Raw genomic sequence first — 18891 nt, forward strand, 5'->3', positions numbered from 1 at the left:
TCAGTGTGCCATCTGGTCACAGGCTGGGCCGGAGACCTCGCCGCCCGCCCTCTGCAGCGCGCCACAGCGCCGCCACACACGAGCGCCCTCAGACGCGTACCGGCACTTCCTGTAGTACCCATCCATTGCCGTCCGGGTCTTTGAACTCAGCGTATGAGTGGTAATCACGACGCTGCGGGTCGGGTCCATTGACCCGCTTCTCGTCGGTGCAACGGTGGAACATGCCGCTCGTGTCGTGAAAGATGCCGCCGGTTTCTACGCCCCTGGCGTCAAGTTCCCGGCACGCCCTCTCGATGTCGGACACGACGAGGTGGAGACCCTGCACCGAGCCCGGCACAGCCGTGGTGACTCCGGTCCCGAACAGGATCGAGCACGCAGACCCCGGGGGCGTCATGTGCACCACGCGATAGGAATCGTCGACGGCGTGGTCCGCGTCCAGTCGAAACCCTGCCGCCTCATAAAACGCCTTGGCACGGTCGACGTCCGAGACGGGGAGAACAAGCACACCCAGTCTCAGCTCCATGGCTTCGGCACTCACGTTGTCGTCCTCCTTTGCAGCGGCTGCCGAGGATCGCAAGCCCACAGACCGGGTGCCGTGCGCGGTGGTCACGCTGACTCACCGTCGTTGACCCAGCTCATCAGCTTGCGCAGCTCCTTGCCGGTGGTCTCCAGGAGGAGCTCGGAGTCCTGCTTCTTGTACTCGTTGTACTTCTGCAGACCGCCGTGGTACTCCGCCATCCACTCACGCGCGAACGAGCCGTCCTGGATCTCGGCCAGCACCTTCTTCATCTCCGCCTTGGTGGCGTCGGTGATGATGCGCGGACCGGTGACGTAGTCACCCCACTCGGCGGTCTTCGAGATCGACCAGCGCATCTTCTCCAGGCCGCCCTCGTACATCAGGTCCACGATCAGCTTCAGCTCGTGCAGGCACTCGAAGTACGCGATCTCCGGCTGGTAGCCCGCCTCGGTCAGCGTCTCGAAACCCGCCTTCACCAACGCCGTGACACCTCCGGCGAGGACTGCCTGCTCACCGAACAGGTCGGTCTCGGTCTCCTCGGTGAAGGTCGTCTTGATGACGCCGGCGCGGGTGCCACCGATGCCCTTGGCGTACGACAGCGCCAGCGCGAAGGCATTGCCGGTCGCGTCCTGCTCGACCGCCACCAGACAGGGAACGCCGCGGCCCTCCTCGTACTGGCGACGCACCAGGTGGCCGGGGCCCTTCGGCGCGACCATGCAAACGTCGACGCCCGCCGGGGGCTTGATGAAATCGAAGCGGATGTTGAAGCCGTGGCCGAAGAACAGCGCGTCGCCGTCCTTCAGGTTCGGGGCGATGTGCTTCTCGTAGATCTCGCCCTGGACGGGGTCCGGCACCAGGATCATGATCACGTCGGCCTCGGCGGCGGCCTCCGACGGCGTCACCACCCGCAGGCCCTGCTCCTCGGCCTTCGCCTTGGACTTGGAGCCCTGGTGCAGACCGACACGAACGTCGACGCCCGAGTCACGGAGTGACAGGGCGTGAGCATGGCCCTGACTGCCGTAACCGATGACCGCGACCTTGCGGCCCTGGATGACGGACAGGTCGGCGTCGGCGTCGTAGAACATCTTGGCCATGGTGATCCCTTCACTGGTGACTTGAGACGGCGAGAGAGCACCCGCCGTCGAGAGACAGCGAAAACACTATCGCATCACATGTTGTCATTTGCTGGCACCGTGCAGTGATGGTAACGGCGGAGCCTATACCGGCCGAAGTTCCGCAAAAATCCGAGGGCTTGTGCGAGTCCCCCGGCAGTCGACACACAGTGTTTTCTGTCACTGCTCGCGCGCGGCATCGGTCCTAGCGATGCTGTCACAACTCTTCGTCGTGAACGGTCGTAGTCAAAGCCCGCCCGGAGCCGTGCGAACGGCCGCCTGTCCGCACCCGTTCTCCGACATCTCCGACCTTCAGATCAGGACACCATGAGTCAGCCTCCCTACACATCCAGTGCCTGGTACCGCCCGATGCGGGGGCGCCACCCTGGTGAGGAACACCGCACCGCCAGCCCGCTGGAGCTGTTCTTCGACCTGTGCTTCGTCGCCGCCATCGCCCAGGCCTCGTCGGCCTTCGAGCACGAGATCGCCGCAGGTCGCCCCGGGCGCGGCCTGCTCGGTTACGTACTCGTGTTCTTCGCCATCTGGTGGGCCTGGATGAACTTCACCTGGTTCGCCTCCGCGTACGACACGGACGATGTGCCTTACCGCGTCCTGACCTTGGTTCAGATCACCGGGGCCCTGGTCATGGCCGCGGGGACCTCCGAGGCCCTGGTGCACGGTGACTTCGCGATCATCACCTGGGGTTACCTCGTCATGCGACTGGCCCTGGTCAGCCAGTGGTTGCGGGCCGCATACACGGACCGGGAACGTCGGCGGTCCGCGCTGCGGTATGCCTTCGGCATCCATGTCCTGGAGATCGGCTGGCTGGCGCGGTTGGTCCTGCCCCACGACGGTGGCGTCGCGTCGTTCGCCGTTCTCGCGATCGGGGAACTCGCCGTGCCGGTCTGGGCCGAGCGTGCCGAGGGCACCACGTGGCACCCGACTCACATCGCCGAGCGCTACGGGCTGTTCACTCTGATCGTGCTCGGCGAATCCGTCACGGCTGCCGGCATCGCCGTCGGCACCGCCCTGGACACCCACAGGGCGCCCCGCTCCGTCCTGACCATCGCGCTGGGCGGGATGCTGACCGTCTTCGCACTGTGGTGGCTGTACTTCGCCCAGGACGCGCCCCGTCGCCTGAAGACTCAAAAGACGGCCATGCTGTGGGGATACGGACACTACGTCGTCTTCGCCGCCGCGGCTGCCGTGGGAGCCGGGCTCGTCGTCAACGTTGCCCATGTCACCGGCCACCACGGCCTCACCGACCGTGAGGCCGCAGCCACCTACACCGTGCCCGTCGCCCTCTTCATCACCAGCGTGTGGCTTCTGCACCGACGGGCGGCGAAGGCGTCCACCAATGTTGACGTCCTTGCTCCGACGGCGGCCCTCGCCATCCTCGCCGCCACGTTCACGACCTTCGCCGTACCCTGCACAGGTGTCATCGCGTCGCTGTTGATCGGTGCACACCTCGTCCTCGCGCGGCGCGTTCCCAGGCCGTTTCGTCTCTAAGCGCGGTCCTCAGGAGCCACGTACTCGAAGGTCGGGCCGGCGACCTGGCCTTTGTCGTCCTGCAACGCCATCAGGCTCTGCGCCTGTCCCTTGACCGCATACATGGTGCCCACGGACATGCCCAGCATCGCCGGGTTGCCGTTGAATGCCTGCTGCAGCATGTCCAGCATCTTGCAGTACGTCTGGTTGAACGCTTCCTGCGCGTTGCGGATCGGGCTGCCCTCGGGCTGGTCCGCCACGCGCTGGTTGGGGCGCACGGGGCGGACACCGGCCGGGTCCACCGTCACGGCCGCTCCGGTGGGGCCGGACTCGGGTGTGTCGCCGGGTTGGTAGCGCCGGCCCGAGGCGATTTCCTGGAACCGGTAGTAGTGGGAGACCGCTTTGGTCCCGGAGTGGAACAGGTCTTTGTCCCCGTCCCAGACCGCGGCGCGGGCCGCCCCCTCGCCCTGCTCGACGATCTCCTCCAGCGCCGCGAGTGCCGAGCCGAGGTCGGTGACCGGTGCGAGGCGCCCTGCGGTATGGGCGAACGGGCCGCCGGCGACCTGGCGGGCGGGGTCTCCGGTGAAGACCTGGTCCTCCCCCAGTTCGGCGCACAGGCGCCGCAGCCCCCTCTCGATCGCGTCGTAGAACTGCCCGATCGTCTCGTAGCTGTCGCCCTCGGCCGGATCTCCGGGGTGTGCCGGCTGTTCGAGACGGAGGAACATGTCGAGCGCCTGCGGACCGAACGGCAGCAGGGACAACTGGATGGACGGATCGGCGTGCGGCATGGTCCGCGGGTGCGGCGGCAACATGTGCGGTGCGTCCAGAAGCGGGCGGCCACCCACCGCGTTGAGCAGATTCGCCGCCAGAGCGAGGTGGATCATCTCCTCGACGAAGACGCCGCCGAGCAGTTCCGCGGCATCCGCGTTCCGCTCGGGGTCGAGCGAGTACAGGGCCGTCAGGTACGGCGGCAGTGTGGAATGTTCGAGTTCGATCGCCCACTGCAGGTGCCTGCGCAGGTCTTCCAGCGTGGCGATGCCGGTCGTGGACGTGCTGTCAAGTGTGTCGGACTGGTCTTGAGGCATGCTGGATGAGCTCACTTCGTTTCGGAGGTGCAGGAGAGACGTTGGCAGAACGGACGCACCCTTTCGAGGTCATACGTCACTCCACTGACCGACGAGACCGGACATCTGTGACACCCGGGCGGGGCACGCCGGTCGGCGACGCGGGCAGGTCCGTGAGGAAGTCCGCGGAGGGGGTGAAGTACAAGGAGCCCGTGACTGCGGTGGAGAAGTCCAGGATGCGGTCGTATCTCGCCGACCGCGTGCCGAGGAACATGCGCTCCAGCATGGTCTCCGTGACCTCGGGATCGCGCGCGTAGCCGATGAAGTAGGTGCCGAACTCCTCGTGGCCCACGGACCCGAACGGCATGTTGTCGCGGAGGATCTCAAGGTCGTTGCCGTCCGCGTCGGTCACGCTGGTGAGGGAGACATGCGAGTCCGCGGGTTTGACGTCGTCCGCCAGTTCCACGTCGGAGAGTTTGCGCCGGCCGATCACCCTCTCCTGGGCTTCGACCGTGAGGGCTTCCCAGGCGTCGAGGTCGTGGAGGTACTTCTGCACGACGACATAGCTGCCGCCGGCGAAGTCGGGGTCCTCGCCGGCGACGAGGACCGCGGCGTGCGCCGCGGGGCCCGTCGGATTCTCCGTGCCGTCGACGAAGCCGAGCAGATCGCGTTCGTCGAAGTACTGGAAGCCATGCACCTCGTCCTGCACCGTGACCGCTCCGCGCAGTCGGCTCATGATCTCCGTGGCGAGCGCGAAGCACAGGTCCAGGCGCGAGGCGCGGATGTGGAACAGCAGGTCGCCCGGGGTGGCGACGGCCCGATGCACCGGGCCGTTGAGTTCTTTGAAGGGGTGCAGATGCGCTGGGCGTGGCCCGGTGAACAGGCGGTCCCAGGCGTGGGACCCGATGCCCGTCACACAGCTGAGCATGCCGGCGGGCTGGGCGCGGAATCCCACGGCCCGTTCCAATGAGCCGATGTCGGTCAGGAGTTCACGAACGGTGTCCTCACCGCCGCCGTCGATCGTGACGACCAGGAAGATCGCCGCATGGGTCAAGGGAGACAGCACCATCTGAGGCACTGGTGCGATGGCGTCACCGGACATGAATCGTTCCTTTCGCCGCAGCAGCAGAAGCCGGACTCAGCGCCAGTAGTCGCTGAGTCGATCGGTGCGGGACAGTTCGCGCTCCTCCGCGTGCGTCAACGCCCGCGGGCGCGCGGCGGCGTTGACCGCCTGCAGGGCGCTCTCACTCAGCACGCCACGGGCATGCATCTCCTCCAGAAGTCTGGCCAGGGCGTCGGCGTGCGCCATGACCCTCTCCGCGGTCCGGTCGAGTCGCGGCTGGCCGGCGAGGGCGAACGCGGAGAGCGGTGTCGCTGGTGCGCCCTCGTCGGCGACCAGTTCCAGGTGGTGGCGCCGGGCCCCGTTCTCGGTCCGCTGCCAGACACATCGTCCGAATCGCATCCGCAGGTGTGTCGCTGATCCCCGGGCGAGTGACGTCGTACGACGTGTCCGGGGCCCTGAGGAGTTCCTCCAGGCGGTCATCGTCCTTGCCGGTGACGTCGGCGACCACCGTCACCGTGAGGATGTCCTCGTGGACCTGCTCCTGGTACCTGCTCGGGAGGATGCTCAGCCCCTCGATCTCCAGCGCCGAAGCATGCAGGACCTCTATCTCCTGGACCTCTATCCGGTAGATGTAGATCTCGGGTGTGCGTCCCTGCGAGGCCGCGGTCCAGCCCTCCAGGACGCGCCAAGCCGCGTCCTGGCCTTGAAGGTACTGTCCGTCGACCGTGGCGGCTGCCTGGAGTTCGGCGTCCAGTTCCTCGTGCCGGTCATCCGGGACGTGCAACTCCAGGCCGAACCGGCGCAGGGGCCGGCCATTGTGGACGGAGGTGGCGGAGGGCAGCTGCACGGCCGCGAGTTCGCGGACCGCACCCAGCAACCCGATGTGAAGTGTCGCCATCACAGGCTCCCTTTCCTGCCGTGTGCGTGGTTCTTCGTCTGGGGCGGGCGGCCGTCGCCCGCGGTCAGGAGGTGATCTCGGGCGTGGGGCGACTGGCGAACCATTCCCGGTAACTGGTGTGCGCGACAAAGGCGTCGGCACTCGGAAGCAGGTCCAGGGGCCGAAGGCGCGTACCGAAGAACGGTGTGCGGGCGTCCGTGCGGACACGTTGGTGCTCTGTCCGCGTCGTGGGTGCGGTGCGCACGAACGCGTCCAGCCCGAACTGCTCGGGGCCGGCGATCTCACGGACGCCGTTCAGGGGGCGCGACACGGCTGTGTGCGCGAGCAGCATGGCCACTTCGGTCAGGGCGACCGGGCGCACCTCCACCGGCGGTACCCGGACGATCCCGTCCGCGGTACTCGCGCGTGCGATCCCTTCGGCCGCCTCGAACATCTGCGTGGCGCGGAGAATGGAATAGGTGGCTCCCGACCGCCTGATCATGGCTTCCCGAGCCTGCAGCGCCCGGAATTCACCTTCGTTTCGCACCCGGTCCGCACCCACGGTCGAGAGGCACACATGGTGCTTGACGCCGGCGGCGAGCCCGGCCCTGAGGAGTTGCCCGGTGGCACCGAGCCGCGATCCGGTCAGGTCCGCCTCGTCCTCGACGGGGCCGATCTCCTCGGTGAGCGTTCCGGTGACCGAGGGCAGTGGGTCAACGAGGTCGACGACCACCGCGCAGGAGCGCAGCACGTCGGCTGTCGCGTTGTGCGTGAGCGAGTCGACTCCCACGGGCGCCGAGACGAGATCCACCTCATGTCCGTGATCTTGGATCCAGAGCGCGGTCTCGACGCCCATGAGTCCGCCGTCGTCGAACACAACGACCTTCATGCCAGAACCCTCCTCTGTCGAACGGACCTCGCGCGGGGCCACGGGCTGTGCCGGTCGCTCCGCTCGCATCAGCCGAGGGGTTTGACCGGGCGGATGCCCGATGTGTGACACCCCCGGCCGTGCGGCGAGTCGACGCGTGGTGCCGGCCCCTGGAGGCCGGCACCACGCAACGCCGGAGATGGTCAGCTCAAGATGTGCTGCTCACCCCACAGGCGTGTACCGGCTTCAGGGACGGACGACCTGAGGGGCGATGTCCTCGGTGGCCGCCTCACCGGCCAGGCGGGCGGTCTTGCCGTTCGTGACGGGGTCGACGCCGCAGAAGGCGGCCTCCAACGTGCCCGCGAGGACGGTGTTCACGGTGCCGTTGTTGGACGTGTTCGCCATCGACGTCATGCTGCGCTTGCCGTCAGTCGTCGTGAAGGCATAGGTGTAGTACCCCTGCACGGTGCCGGTGTGGCCGTAGACCGTCACACCGCAGGAGAGTTTCCTGGCGCGCAGGCCGAGCCCGTAGAACTGGGTGCCGTCAGCGTTGACCGGGACCATGTTCATCATGTCCCGCAACTGCGGCTGCGGGACGAGCCTGCCGGTCACCAGCGCGGCGAAGAACCGGTTCAGGTCCGACGCGTTCGAGATCACCGCTCCCGCGGACTGGGCCCACGAGACGGTCTGTTCGGTGGAGTCCACCAGCGGCAGCGTGGCGTCGTCGTCGCGGACGTAACCGCGCGCGTAGGAGCCGGTAAGGGTCGTGCGCGGATGTACGTACGAGGTGTTCTTCAGGCCGAGCGGCTGGAAGATCCGTCGGTCGTAGTGTGTGGCCATCGGCTCGCCCGTGACATGCTCGATCAACTCGCCCAGGACCACGAAGTTGGTGTTGGAGTAGCTGTAGGCGGCCCCCGGCTCGTTGACCGGCTGGTGCGCGGTCGAGAGGTCGATGAGTTCCTGGTAGGTGAACACCTTGTTCCGGACCGCCTCGAAGCCCGGAACAGTGTGATAGAACATGTCGTTCGTGTAGTCCCACAGGCCACTGCGGTGGCTCAGCAGGTGCCGCACGGTGATGCGGTCGTCCGGGAGCGGCTGGGGAAGATAGTCGTTCGCCGACGCATCCAGGTCGATGCGGCCCTCGGCGACGAGCTGCATCAGCACGACGGTGGTGAAACTCTTCGTGACGCTGCCGACACGGAAGCTCCGGTCGGCTTCCATCGCGGTTCCGGTGGCGGTGTCCGCCTTGCCCATGGAGATCTTGTAGCTGGAGGTGGCGGAGTCGACACGGGTGAGCACCCCGGGCGCCCCGTAGGCCATCGCCTGCTTCTGCACGGCGCTTACGCCCGTGAGTGAGGGGTTGGGAAGACTGGTGGTGGCGGCCCCGGCGGGCGTCACGGCCCGTGCGGCCAGCACGGCGGTGCCTGCGAGCACGACGCTCGCGTTCTTGATGCGCATCCGATTCTTTCTGACGTGATCGGGTGAAAACGCTGAAGGCGGTCTTCGGGCTGGGGGACGGCCTCTGCCAGAAGACGTCGACGATCCTCGCGCCGGAGGACAGCCATGCGCCGCAGAACGCCAGCCGTAACGATAACGCACACTGTGTTGTGCAGAACCACGAAGCGAGGAGAACAGTGTCAATGGTGGATCCGGCAAGCGCGATCAGCACGTCGTACGACGGAACACGGGGGCCCGGGGCGTCGCCGGAACTCGGCGCGATGGCGCCGGTGTTCGCCAACTTCCGTCAGTACCTCATGGGATGGGGCACACGGCGCTCGGACAGCGGCGTCGACCGGTTCCGCAGTGGGCTCGCCACCCCGCAGTTCAACGGCGTCGTGCGCGTGCGGTCCGAGTCCGCGAGCGAGGCGGACGTGGCGGCCGTCCGCGAGGAGTTCGCGGACCTTCCCTGGTGGTGGTGGGTCGGGCCCGACAGCCCCGAGGACACCGCCGACGTGCTGCGGCGCCACGGTGGACGAGAGCTCACGGCCCTCCCGGTGATGGTGCTCCCCCTCGACGAACCGGCCCGCCCGGGCACCGACCCTGACGACGCTCTCACCGACCTGAGGGTGGAGCCGGTCCGGGACGGCGAGCAACTGGCGGAACTGGTCCGCACGTACCGGACGTCGATGGGTGTCGGGCCCGGTCTGCAGGCCGCGATGGTGCGCATCGAGTCGCGGCGCGAGGACAACGCCGACATCGTGCGGCTGGCCGCCGTGCTGGACGGCCGGGTTGTCGGGACGACCGTGCTGATCACCGCTCATGGAGTGGCCGGGATCTTCCTCGTCCACGTGGCCCAGGCGCATCGCCGACGGGGTGTCGGTGCGGCCCTGACGGCCGTAGCGCTCCAGGTGGGGCGGGAGCGCGGGATGCGCTGCGCCGCGCTGATGGCCAGCCCTGCGGGGGAACCGCTGTACCGGCGTTTCGGCTTCACGACGACGTCCGCGTACCGGCTGTTCGGGTTCCCCGGCTGACCCGCGGCCCGACCTGGGAGCCCGGACCGCGACCTGCACGCCGACGCCGTCGGCCCGCTGCCCGGTCGGCGGATCCCCGCCGGGACTTCGCCGGTCGGCCAAGCCGCCCGGGGTGGCGCCGACTGTCACGTGTGGGCGTGCCGCCCGGTCTCAGGTGAAGGACCCCGGCTCTCGGTGCGGGCGGTACCGGGCGACGACGCCCGGCTCCCGTCTCGGCGGCGTAGGCCTTCTTCGCGCCGCCGGCCCGCCGACCGACCGAGAGCATCGTGCGGGGCTGTCCGACGAGAGGAAAAGTTGTGACCACTGCTTTTGAACCCGTGAACATCGGCGGCGTCACCGCGGCGAACCGTGTGTTCATGGCCCCGATGACCCGTAATCGTGCCACCTCGGACGGGTGCGCGACCGGCATCATGGTCGACTACTACACACAGCGTTCCGGGGCCGGTCTCATCATCACCGAAGGGATCCAGCCGAGCGTGGTCGGACAGGGTTACCTCTCCACACCCGGGCTGCACACCCCGAAGCAGGTCACCGCCTGGCTGCCGGTGACGAACGCCGTGCACGCGGCGGGTGGCAAGATCTTCGCCCAGCTCATGCATGCCGGCCGCGTGGGACACCGCCTGCTGACCGGCCTCACACCGGTGGCCCCCTCCCCCGTGGCCGCGCCCGGTGTCACCTACACCGCGCAGGGTCCCCAGGACAACGCCGTCCCCCACGAGATGACGGACGAGGAGATCCTCCAGACCGTCGAGGATCACGCCTACGCCGCCCGCAACGCGGTCGAGGCGGGATTCGACGGTGTGGAGATCCACGCCGCCAACGGCTATCTCCTCCAGCAGTTCCTCTCCGACAACGCCAATGTGCGGTCCGACCGATGGGGCGGCGGCATCGCCCACCACATCCGTTTCCCGGTCGAGGTGGTCAAGGCCGTGGCGGCGGCCGTCGGGCCCGAGCGGGTCGCCCTGCGCATCTCGCCGGGCAACACCGACCTCGGTATCCACGAGAGCGACCCCGCCGGCCTGTACACCACGCTCCTGGACGCCCTGTCCGACGTGCCCCTCGCCTATGTCCACATGCGGGAGACGGGAGAGCGCGACCTCACTCGCCAGGTGCGTGCCGCGTGGTCCGGCCCGTTCGTCCTCAACCCGCGCTACGACGAGGCCGCACCGCACGCGGCGGTGGCCGAGGTGCTCGGGCAGGGGCTCGCCGACGCCGTCGCCCTGGGCCGACCGTATCTGGCCAACCCGGACCTCCTCACCCGGCTCAGGACCGAGGGCCCGTACAACACGGCCGACCCGGCCCGCTTCTACGGCGGTGACGTCGCCGGTTACACCGACTACCCGTCCCTCGCGCTCGCCTGACCGGAAGGCGTCCGTCCCCACCGTGGCCGGCCTTGCCGGTGTCCGTCACCCGGCAGGCTGGCCGTTTCCGTTGCCGTCTCGGCTTTCCGGTGCGGGGCGGCGTCCCGCCCGTCCCGCCCCTTCCTCACGCGGCGTGCGGGACGGGTCGAAGGCGGGGGGCCGGCGATGTGCGGGACGACGGCAGCAAGCCGTGGCTGTCCTCGTCCTCGGGGGCGAGGAGCCGTAGGAGACCTTCGAGGTCCCCCGTGCCCGCCGCAGCCCGGAACGCGGCGACGAGGCGACGGCGGAACTCGGCGGGGACCGGCCGCTCGCGGTCGCGCTCCAGGCGGGTCTGCGCGCGGTGGACCACCACCCGTGCGTTCGGAGCGCTGATCCGGAGCAGCGCCGCGAGATCGGCGTAGGCATAGCCGAACCCCTTGCGCAGCACGTAGGCGGCCAGCCCGTTCGGTGTCAGCCGCGTCATGAGCAGGGTCAGGGCTCCCTCGACCGCCACGGCCTGCTCGGCGTTCAGCACGGGATCCTGGGCACTCCGGTCACCGAGGTCGGCCAACTGCGGCTCGACCGGCACCTCGTGGCGGTACCTCGCCGACTGGACGACGTTGAGGGCCAGTCGGGTCGTGGCCGTGACCAGGAACGCGGTCGGGTGGTCGATCTCCGCGCGCCGCGAGACCTGCCAGCGCAGCCACACCTCCTGGACCACGTCCTCGGCTCCGGTGACGTCGCCGAGAATGCGGTGGGCGATGCGGAAGAGCCGTGTCCGCTGGGCCAGGAAGATGTCGAGGGCGCTGTGCAGATCGTCCTCGGCCGGACCGGCGACCGGGGGGTGGGGCGGTGTCGTCGTCTCCGTGCACGGAGCGGGCATCGGGAACTCCTCAGGGTGGTAGGCCGCCCGTGACGGGCGATGCGTCCACCCTCGTTTCGTGACACCGTGCTCCGCGCCCTTGGTTCACGTGGTCGAGTCCGTGGCACACCGTGGGGGACCCCGTGGGGCCCCGGGGTCCCGGGATCCGGGGCGCCTTGGGTCGCCGGGTCCCGCCACGGTTCTCAGGCGGTACGCCCGGTGCCCTCGTCACCGAGGTCCGCGGCCGCGGCGTTCGCCAGGGCTCCCGGCAGGGCGCGGCGTGAGTTGATGCCGAGCTTCGTGTACACCTTGCGCAGATGCCACTCCACGGTGTGCGGGCTGATGAACAGCTCCGCCCCGATCTTCGCGTTCGTCATGCCGTCGGCCGCGAGCGCCGCGACCTGCGACTCCTGGGGAGTGAGGGCGCTCGCCGGCCTGTCCTCCAGTGCCCTGACGTGTTCGCCGGTGGCGAGCAGTTCGCGGCGGGCCCGCTCGGCGAAGGCGTGGGCGCGCATGCCGTCGAACATCCGGTGCGCCGTGCGCAGTTGCTCCCGGGCCGGTGCACGTCGTTGGTTGCGGCGCAGCCACTCGCCGTACAGCAGGTGGGTGCGTGCCACCTCCACGGCCACACCGCCGCGGCGGAACTCCTCGATCGCGGTCCGGTAGAGGCGGTCGGCCTCGTCGCCCTCGGCGAGGAGCGCCTGGCAGCGGGCGGCCGCGCCGCGGGCCCATCCGGAGTCGGCGGCGCGGGTGAGTTCGAGCAGCCGGGCCAGGGAGGCTCGGGCCTGGTCCGCTTCACCGCAGCGGGTGGCGGCCTCGACATGTTCGACCAGCGACAGTCCGGTGAAGTTGAACCCGTCGTGGTCGATGGCCGTGCGCGCGGCCGCCAGGGCGTCCTCATAGCGCGCCAGGCCGTTGAACAGCAGGCCTTGGATGTAGCCCATGGCGCCCAACAGGGATACCTCGCCGCGCTGTTCGGCGCGTTCTCTGGCTTCGTCGATGATCCTGGCGGCGACGTCCGCCTCGCCCCGCCACGCGGCCAGCACCAACGTCGCGTACTTGTGCGGGGCGTGACCGGTCGCCGCGGCGAGCGCGTCGGCCTCCTCGATCATCCGTGCGCCCTCGGCGAAGTCCCCGTAGTGGATGTGCACCCCGGCGGCGTAGATGAGGGCCGGTTGCAGCGCGCCGAGCGCGCCGATGTCGCGGGCCAGGCGCACTGCTCGGCTCGACAGCGTGTCCCAGGCGTGCAGGTCCCAGGCGTAGTGGATGAACGCCTCCAACGCGACCGGCGCGAGCAGCAGCCAGCGCATGGTCGCCTCCCGGGTGCCGAGTTCCTCGTGCGCGAGCAGGTCCAGCGCGCCGCGCAGCGCCGCGAGACCGCTTTCGTATCCGTCCGCGAGGAGCGCCGCCACCCCGTCGAGGAGGAGGTCGGCGGCCTCGGAGCCGGAGGGCGGTGCCCCGGACGCCCGGGCCGCGATCGCGGCGGCGCGGGCGCCCGTCGGACCGTGCACCCGGCCGCCGAAGATGGTGGCGCTGATCGCTTCCAGGTACGTCTCCCGCGCCAGCGGTGACTGGGCGGCGGTGAACTGCGCGGCGGCGTCCAGCAGCAGGGGTGCCGCCTCGTCGCTGCGGCTGCGGGCGAACAGGATCCTGGCTCGCAGCCGCATCAGCCGGGCGCGGTCCAGGGCGCTCAGAGGACACAGTTCGGCCACGGTGGCGAGCTCGGTGGCCCGGTCGGGTGCGGCGGCCGAGAAGTGCGCCTCGGCTGCCGCGAGGGCTCTGCGGCCCCGCCGCCACGGGTCCGGCGTCACCTCGGCCGCGCGTTCCAGCAACACCGCCTCGGCGGCGATGCCGCCGCGCTGACGCGCGCGGTCGGCCGTCTGCTCCAGCCCCGCGGCGACCTCCTCGTCCGGCCCGTCGGCGGCTTGAGCTGCGTGCCAGGCGCGCCGGTCGGGGTCCAGGACCGGGTCCGTGGCCTGGGCCAATGCCCGGTGCGCGGCGCGGCGTTCCTCGGGCTCGGCCCCGTGGTAGACGGCGGAACGCACCAGCGGGTGCCGGAACCTGACGGACTCCCCGAATTCGATCAGGCCGGCCGCCTTGGCCGGTGCGGCATAGGGGACGATCTTGAGCCGGGCGGCCGCGCGGACCAGCAGGCGCGCGTCACCGACCGGTTCCGCCGCGGCGATCAGCAACAGGGTGCGGGTGTCTGCCGGGAGCGCGCCGAGTCGGCTGGCGAAGTCTCGTTCGACACGGCTCGCGACCGGCCCCTGGGGGCTCGGGTGGCTCGACGCGTCCAGGCCGTACGCCATCTCGGCGGCGCTGCGACCGCGGGAGAATTCGATCAGCGCCAGTGGGTTGCCGCGCATCTCGGCGACGAACCGGTCCCGGACCCGCTTCTCCAGCCGTCCGCCGACGGCGGCTTCCAGGAGCCGGCCGGCCGCGCCGGTGTCGAGACCGTCGAGGCGCAGTGTCGGCAGACCGCTGAGCGTGGACTCCCCCTCGGGGTCGCGCACTGCGAACGCCATGGCGACGTCCTCCGCGAGCAGTCGGCGTGCGACGAACTCCAGGGTCTGCAGGGACACTTGGTCCAGCCACTGAGCGTCGTCGACCAGGACGAGCACCGGCCGGGTGTTCGAGACGCGGGTGAGCAGGGTGAGCACGGCGAGACCGACGAGGAAGCGGTCGGGGGGATCTCCAGCGGCCATGCCGAACGCCACGCGCAGCGCGTCGCGTTGGGGCTCCGGCAGGTTGTCGAGCTCGTCCAGGAACGGCGTGCACAGCTGGTGCAGGCTTGCGTAGGGCAGCTCCATGTCCGCCTCGATGCCGTGCGCCCGGGTCACCCGCACCCGCGACGCCTGCGCGGCCACATACTCCAGGAGCACCGACTTCCCGATTCCGGCCTCACCCCGGAGCACCAGTACGCGGGCCCCGCCTGCGCGCAGACCTACCAGCAGCTCGTCGAGTGCCGCGCACTCGCGTTGCCGGCCGACGAGGTCGGGAAGCGGGCTGACGATCATGGGACGCGGCTCCTCGGGGAGGGCGGGGGATGAAAAGCTCCCACAACGTTGTTGGAACGAGCCTTGCAACGATACCTGGGACACTGCGCACACCGTGTGTCAATTCAGTGTGACGGACTCCACGAGGAAAGTATCCGGCAGCTGTCACAAATGAGGTCGCTGTCCGGTCGATGACTGCCGACGATCTCATCCGTCCGCCGTCGCAGGAGGTCCCCATGTCTTCGCTCGGACACCAGCTCGCCACATCCGTTCTCGTGGTGGGAGCCGGTGGGTCAGGCCTCCGGGCGGCCATCGAGGTCGCGGAGGCCGGCGTCGCGGTCATCGCCGTGGCCAAACACACGGCCATGAGCGCGCGTCCGCCCGTGGCGTACAGCAATCCCGCATGGGCGGCCCCCGTCGGCGACGACGACGTGTGGGACCGGCACACGGCCGACACACTGCGGGAGGGCCGTCTGCTCGCCGACCCTCGCACGGCACAGGTCGTGGCACGCCACGCGGGGCGGGCACTGCACGACGTGAGCCGCTACGGCTCGCACCGGGACCGCCACGACCCCGGTGGCCCCGCCCTGCCCCGGTCCGGCGAACACCCGTACCGCGGCGTCACGCTCGCGGACGAACACACCGGGCCGCAGGTGCAACGGGCGCTGCGGGCACGCGCCGCGGAACTCGGCATCCCCGTCCTGACCGGCGTCTATGTCACCCGGCTGCTGGTCGATGACGGAGCCGTGTTCGGCGCCTACGGGTTCGACCTGGCCGACGGCTCTCGTTATCTCGTGCACGCCGACTCCGTGATCCTCGCGGCCGGAGGGCACACGCGCATCTGGCGGCGCACGTCGGCACGCCGCGACGAGAGCGCCGGGGACTCCTTCCGCCTCGCCGTCGACGCGGGCGCGCGGCTGCGGGACCCCGAGTTGGTGCACTTCCATCCCCTCGGGCTGATCGGGCCGGAGCCCACCACAGGCCTGCTGGTCGGCGAGGCGGCCTGCAGCGCGGGCGCGGTCCTGCTCAACAACCTCGGTGAGCGGTTCATGACGCGCTACGATGCCGAGCACATGGAACTGGGCAGCGGGGACAGGGTCGCGCCGGCCGCCTACACGGAGATCAAGGAGGGGCGCGGCAGCCGGGCCGGCGGGGTGTGGCTCGATCTGACCCACCTGCCGCGCGAGACCGTGGAGGCGCGGCTGTCGCACGTCCACCAGACCTTGTTGGACGTGCAGGCCCTCGACATCTCCCGCGATCCGATCGAGGTCGCGCCGACCGCTCAGTACTCGCTGGGCGGTGTCTGGGTGAGGCCCGAGGACCACAGCACCGGCGTCCGCGGACTGTTCGTGGTCGGGGAGGCCGCCAGTGGTCTGCACGGCGCGGGCCTGCTGGAGGCAAACCCGCTGATCGAACTCCTCGTCTACGGCCGGATCGCCGGCCGTGCCGCGGCCGAGTACTCGGCGCGCCTGACCGCTCAGCAGCGCTCGCCGGCCACGGTGCGGGCCGCGGAGGCGGACGTTAATCGCCTGTTGACGGCCGAGGGCGACCAGAACTTCCGCGCGCTGCTGCAGTCGGTGCGTCATCTGATGACGGAGCACGCCGGCGTCGTGCGCGACGAGGCCGGGCTCTGTGCCGGGCTCGCCGGTCTCGCCGAGATCGAGGCGCGCGCGGAACACGTGGGAGTTCACATCGACATCGGTGGCTTCCAGGAGCTCGCGTACGCCTACGACTTCCGGTCCGCTGTCCTCGCCGCCCGTGCGACGCTCGAGTGCGCGGTGGAGCGGCGGGAGACACGTGGCAGCCACCACCGGTCCGACTACCCCGACGTCGATCCGGATCTGACGGTCAATCTGGTGTGGTCGCCGACGACCGGGGTGCGCCGGGAACCCGTCCCGCCCGTCCCGACCCACCTCGCGCAGTTGATGCGGGACGTCTCGGCCGACGCCGCGTCGCCCGAGTAGGTCGGTGGCCGCCTCGCAACGGCACCGCGGCTCACGCGCAGCTCAACGGCCACCGCGCCGCGACGCCGCCGGCGCCGCGGGCAGGTGACGGGACGCCCATCCCGCCAACTCGCTGAGGATCGGCATGAGGGCCGTACCGTCCGGAGTGAGGCGGTAGCGGACCGTGACGGGTGGGCCGGGCTCGACCTCTCGCAGAGTGAGTCCGGCGGCGGACAGTTCGGACAGCCGCTCCGAAAGCACCGAGTCGCTGATCCCTTCCACCGCGCGCCGCAACTCGGCGTAGCCCAGGGGTCCGTGCTGCAAGGTGGCCAGGATCACGCCATTCCACCGCTTGCCGAGGAAGCCGAAGGCCCGGGCCAAGGCCCCGTCACAGGCCGCCGGGTGGTGCCCGGCGTCGGCTCCGCCCGTGTCGGCAGACGAGGTATCCGCTGCTTCCTTCATGCACCAAGGATAACCGGGTGCTACTCTGCCCGGTGTCGCTCTGTTTTTCGAAGTGACCACTTCCTTCGAAGTGACTTCATCATTACAAGCAAGGAGACTGCATGTCCATCTCCACATCCCTTCCCCGCGTCGGCGCCGAGGCCAGGGCCGCGCTCTTCACCGACGCGCGCACCACGTACGCCTTCGCCGACACGCCTGTCGACGACGCGACGCTGACCGGGATCTGGGAACTGGCGCGCTGGGCCCCGACCGCCGCGAACCTGCAGCCGCTGCGTGTCCTGTACGTCCGGACACCGGAGGGCAAGGAGCGACTGCTGCCGCACCTCGACGAGGGAAACCGGCCCAAGTCGGCCTCCGCGCCGGTCGTCGCGGTGCTGGCCGTCGACAACCGCTTCCACGAGCACATCCCGCGCATCCTGCCGATCCGTCCGCAGATGAAGGAGTACTTCGAGGGCGACTCCGCTCAGCGCGACAGCATCACGTCCTTCAACGGACCGCTCCAGGCGGGCTACTTCATCCTCGCCGTACGCGCCTTTGGCCTGGCCGCCGGACCGATGGGCGGCTTCGACGCGGCCGGGATCGACAAGGAGTTCTTCCCCGACAACGACTGGCACGCCGTGCTCGTCGTGAACATCGGCCACCCGGCCGGCGCTCCGGAGTTCGACCGCCTGCCTCGTCTGGAGCACGAGCACGTCATCGACTGGGTCTGAGCCGGGCCGCCACGCTCCAACCGGCGGGTTCCACGGCGACAGCGATTCGGCCGCCTCGAGTACATGTCACACGGTGCGACCGGGTCGGGCGTCCCCGGGCTGACCGCCCAGGAGGGACAGCAGCTGGAGGTTGGTGTGGCTCCCGGTCCCCGGCGTCGCGGTGTAGACCACGAGCCGCTGGGACTGGTCGGGGTCGACCAGGGTCTGGCAATGCAGGTCCAGTGCCCCGAGTTGCGGATGAAGGAAGCGCTTGGCGGCGCAGGAAGGCCCCAGCACGGGACGCTCCCGCCAGATACCGGCGAACTCGGGGCTCTCCTCGCGCAGCGCGTCGACGAGCTCGGCGGCACGCGAGTCGGCGCCGCCGCGGGTGTAGGCACCGTGCAGGTCCGCCACCCTCAGCCGGCTCTGCTCGGCATGGTCGCTCTCGGGGTGGACCAGACGGGAGACGGGGTCGGTGAACCAGCGGTAGTGGGAGCTGCGCGCCGGCCCGGTATGGGCCGTCTCGTCGCCGAGCAGCGCCACGGCCGGACGCGTCTGTCTCAGCGTCTCGCCCAGGTGGTTCATCACCTGAGCGGGGGTGTCCCCGAGCCGGTCCAGGATGCGCATCATCCCCGGGCTGATGTGATCCCCGCGCCGCACCCGGTACGGCAGGGCATGCCCCGCAAGCGGGAAGAGGAGGTCACGCTCGTCCAGGGACAGGCGCAGGCCGCGGGCCAGCGCGGCGAGCATCTGCTCCAAGGGGTGGGGGCCTCGCGGCTGTTCGAGCCGGCTGTAGTAGTCCGCCGACATGTCGCACAGTGCCGCGACCTCCTCGCGCCGAAGCCCCCCGGTACGCCTGCGACGCCCACGGGGCAGGCCGACATCCTCCGGCTGGAGGGCCTCACGCCGGGCTCGAAGGAAGGCCGCCAATGCTGCGCGGTCCGCGATGGCCGTCCTCTCTCCAGGGACAACGCCGTCTCCGACGCAGCCCGTCCGTGGAGGCCCCGACGGGTCCGCGACGGGGCGGTCGTCATCCAACATTTTCACCGTGTTAACAATGCGTTCGGCGTCGCACATTCCCGTGACACGGTTGGTCATGCATGCGCGACTACGTGCACGCCGGGAGGGGAACGAGCCAT

General features: G+C 69.8%; 17 protein-coding genes. 6 read left to right on the forward strand and 11 right to left on the reverse strand.

Annotation, left to right across the window (positions count from 1 at the left end; genetic code table 11):
* Nucleotides 1–88: 88 nt before the first annotated feature.
* Both EDD92_RS00985 and ilvC read right to left on the reverse strand, forming a co-directional pair.
* Entirely contained in the window at nucleotides 89–523 is a 435-nt protein-coding gene (locus EDD92_RS00985) for a VOC family protein (RefSeq protein ID WP_123970211.1), read from the reverse strand.
* Nucleotides 524–606: 83 nt separating this feature from the next.
* Nucleotides 607–1611 carry a ketol-acid reductoisomerase gene (gene ilvC, locus EDD92_RS00990; RefSeq protein WP_123962418.1) on the reverse strand — a complete coding sequence of 335 codons (1005 nt, stop codon included), beginning with the start codon at nucleotides 1609–1611 and terminating at the stop codon, nucleotides 607–609.
* 345 nt (nucleotides 1612–1956) lie between these two features.
* On the opposite strand from ilvC, the gene EDD92_RS00995 reads away from it, so the two are divergent.
* A complete protein-coding gene (locus EDD92_RS00995; RefSeq protein ID WP_123962419.1) occupies nucleotides 1957–3138 on the forward strand; it encodes a low temperature requirement protein A in 1182 nt (393 codons plus the stop codon).
* Here the strand turns inward: EDD92_RS00995 and EDD92_RS01000 are convergent.
* The 3 genes from EDD92_RS01000 to EDD92_RS50725 form a co-directional block, all read right to left on the reverse strand.
* A complete protein-coding gene (locus EDD92_RS01000; protein WP_123962420.1) occupies nucleotides 3135–4202 on the reverse strand; it encodes a ferritin-like protein in 1068 nt (355 codons plus the stop codon). The genes EDD92_RS00995 and EDD92_RS01000 overlap by 4 nt on opposite strands.
* A gap of 76 nt (nucleotides 4203–4278) precedes the next feature.
* Nucleotides 4279–5283, reverse strand: a complete 1005-nt coding sequence (locus EDD92_RS01005) for a Dyp-type peroxidase (RefSeq protein WP_123962421.1) — start codon at nucleotides 5281–5283, stop codon at nucleotides 4279–4281.
* A 36-nt stretch (nucleotides 5284–5319) separates the two neighbouring features.
* Nucleotides 5320–5643 carry a hypothetical protein gene (locus EDD92_RS50725; RefSeq protein WP_260326261.1) on the reverse strand — a complete coding sequence of 108 codons (324 nt, stop codon included), beginning with the start codon at nucleotides 5641–5643 and terminating at the stop codon, nucleotides 5320–5322.
* Between the two features lie 130 nt (nucleotides 5644–5773).
* Between EDD92_RS50725 and EDD92_RS50730 the strand changes: the two genes are divergently transcribed.
* Nucleotides 5774–6217 (forward strand): hypothetical protein, encoded by a 444-nt coding sequence (locus tag EDD92_RS50730; RefSeq protein WP_260326262.1) that lies wholly within the window; start codon nucleotides 5774–5776, stop codon nucleotides 6215–6217.
* Here EDD92_RS50730 and EDD92_RS01015 read toward each other — a convergent pair.
* Nucleotides 6207–7010: a hypothetical protein gene (locus EDD92_RS01015; protein WP_123962422.1), complete on the reverse strand. Its 804-nt coding sequence runs from the start codon at nucleotides 7008–7010 to the stop codon at nucleotides 6207–6209. The genes EDD92_RS50730 and EDD92_RS01015 overlap by 11 nt on opposite strands.
* A 225-nt stretch (nucleotides 7011–7235) precedes the next feature.
* Nucleotides 7236–8447: a serine hydrolase gene (locus EDD92_RS01020; protein ID WP_123962423.1), complete on the reverse strand. Its 1212-nt coding sequence runs from the start codon at nucleotides 8445–8447 to the stop codon at nucleotides 7236–7238.
* Between the two features lie 182 nt (nucleotides 8448–8629).
* Between EDD92_RS01020 and EDD92_RS01025 the strand changes: the two genes are divergently transcribed.
* The gene (locus tag EDD92_RS01025) at nucleotides 8630–9460 is read left to right on the forward strand and encodes a GNAT family N-acetyltransferase (RefSeq protein WP_123962424.1); all 831 of its coding nucleotides are present in this window, start codon (nucleotides 8630–8632) and stop codon (nucleotides 9458–9460) included.
* A 296-nt stretch (nucleotides 9461–9756) separates the two neighbouring features.
* Nucleotides 9757–10821, forward strand: a complete 1065-nt coding sequence (locus EDD92_RS01030) for an alkene reductase (protein WP_123962425.1) — start codon at nucleotides 9757–9759, stop codon at nucleotides 10819–10821.
* 124 nt (nucleotides 10822–10945) lie between these two features.
* Here the strand turns inward: EDD92_RS01030 and EDD92_RS01035 are convergent, their stop codons facing one another.
* Nucleotides 10946–11683, reverse strand: coding sequence for a sigma factor (locus tag EDD92_RS01035; protein WP_123962426.1), 738 nt, complete (start codon nucleotides 11681–11683; stop codon nucleotides 10946–10948).
* 182 nt (nucleotides 11684–11865) lie between these two features.
* A complete protein-coding gene (locus EDD92_RS01040; RefSeq protein ID WP_123962427.1) occupies nucleotides 11866–14679 on the reverse strand; it encodes a LuxR family transcriptional regulator in 2814 nt (937 codons plus the stop codon).
* A gap of 215 nt (nucleotides 14680–14894) precedes the next feature.
* On the opposite strand from EDD92_RS01040, the gene EDD92_RS01045 reads away from it, so the two are divergent.
* On the forward strand, nucleotides 14895–16622 hold the full coding sequence (locus EDD92_RS01045) for an FAD-binding protein (protein ID WP_123962428.1): 1728 nt from the start codon (nucleotides 14895–14897) through the stop codon (nucleotides 16620–16622).
* A 42-nt stretch (nucleotides 16623–16664) separates the two neighbouring features.
* Here the strand turns inward: EDD92_RS01045 and EDD92_RS01050 are convergent, their stop codons facing one another.
* Nucleotides 16665–17063, reverse strand: a complete 399-nt coding sequence (locus tag EDD92_RS01050; protein ID WP_123962429.1) for a helix-turn-helix domain-containing protein — start codon at nucleotides 17061–17063, stop codon at nucleotides 16665–16667.
* 101 nt (nucleotides 17064–17164) lie between these two features.
* Here EDD92_RS01050 and EDD92_RS01055 point away from each other — a divergent pair, with 101 nt between their 5' ends.
* A complete protein-coding gene (locus tag EDD92_RS01055) occupies nucleotides 17165–17773 on the forward strand; it encodes a malonic semialdehyde reductase (protein ID WP_123962430.1) in 609 nt (202 codons plus the stop codon).
* Nucleotides 17774–17839: 66 nt separating this feature from the next.
* Here EDD92_RS01055 and EDD92_RS01060 read toward each other — a convergent pair whose 3' ends face one another.
* Nucleotides 17840–18700 carry a helix-turn-helix transcriptional regulator gene (locus EDD92_RS01060; RefSeq protein WP_123970212.1) on the reverse strand — a complete coding sequence of 287 codons (861 nt, stop codon included), beginning with the start codon at nucleotides 18698–18700 and terminating at the stop codon, nucleotides 17840–17842.
* Nucleotides 18701–18891 lie beyond the last annotated feature (191 nt).

This window comes from Streptomyces sp. TLI_185 (assembly GCF_003814765.1).
Taxonomy (GTDB): domain Bacteria; phylum Actinomycetota; class Actinomycetes; order Streptomycetales; family Streptomycetaceae; genus Streptomyces.

Excerpts from the sequence above, each read along its gene's own strand:
- EDD92_RS01005 (WP_123962421.1), bottom strand. The coding sequence starts at position 5,283 with ATGTCCGGTGACGCCATCGCACCAGTGCCTCAGATGGTGCTGTCTCCC.
- EDD92_RS01015 (WP_123962422.1), bottom strand. The coding sequence starts at position 7,010 with ATGAAGGTCGTTGTGTTCGACGACGGCGGACTCATGGGCGTCGAGACC.
- EDD92_RS01040 (WP_123962427.1), bottom strand. The coding sequence starts at position 14,679 with ATGATCGTCAGCCCGCTTCCCGACCTCGTCGGCCGGCAACGCGAGTGC.
- EDD92_RS01025 (WP_123962424.1), top strand. The coding sequence starts at position 8,630 with ATGGTGGATCCGGCAAGCGCGATCAGCACGTCGTACGACGGAACACGG.
- EDD92_RS01035 (WP_123962426.1), bottom strand. The coding sequence starts at position 11,683 with ATGCCCGCTCCGTGCACGGAGACGACGACACCGCCCCACCCCCCGGTC.
- EDD92_RS01045 (WP_123962428.1), top strand. The coding sequence starts at position 14,895 with ATGTCTTCGCTCGGACACCAGCTCGCCACATCCGTTCTCGTGGTGGGA.
- ilvC (WP_123962418.1), bottom strand. The coding sequence starts at position 1,611 with ATGGCCAAGATGTTCTACGACGCCGACGCCGACCTGTCCGTCATCCAG.
- EDD92_RS01020 (WP_123962423.1), bottom strand. The coding sequence starts at position 8,447 with ATGCGCATCAAGAACGCGAGCGTCGTGCTCGCAGGCACCGCCGTGCTG.
- EDD92_RS00995 (WP_123962419.1), top strand. The coding sequence starts at position 1,957 with ATGAGTCAGCCTCCCTACACATCCAGTGCCTGGTACCGCCCGATGCGG.
- EDD92_RS01055 (WP_123962430.1), top strand. The coding sequence starts at position 17,165 with ATGTCCATCTCCACATCCCTTCCCCGCGTCGGCGCCGAGGCCAGGGCC.
- EDD92_RS50725 (WP_260326261.1), bottom strand. The coding sequence starts at position 5,643 with ATGCGATTCGGACGATGTGTCTGGCAGCGGACCGAGAACGGGGCCCGG.
- EDD92_RS00985 (WP_123970211.1), bottom strand. The coding sequence starts at position 523 with ATGGAGCTGAGACTGGGTGTGCTTGTTCTCCCCGTCTCGGACGTCGAC.
- EDD92_RS01000 (WP_123962420.1), bottom strand. The coding sequence starts at position 4,202 with ATGCCTCAAGACCAGTCCGACACACTTGACAGCACGTCCACGACCGGC.
- EDD92_RS01050 (WP_123962429.1), bottom strand. The coding sequence starts at position 17,063 with ATGAAGGAAGCAGCGGATACCTCGTCTGCCGACACGGGCGGAGCCGAC.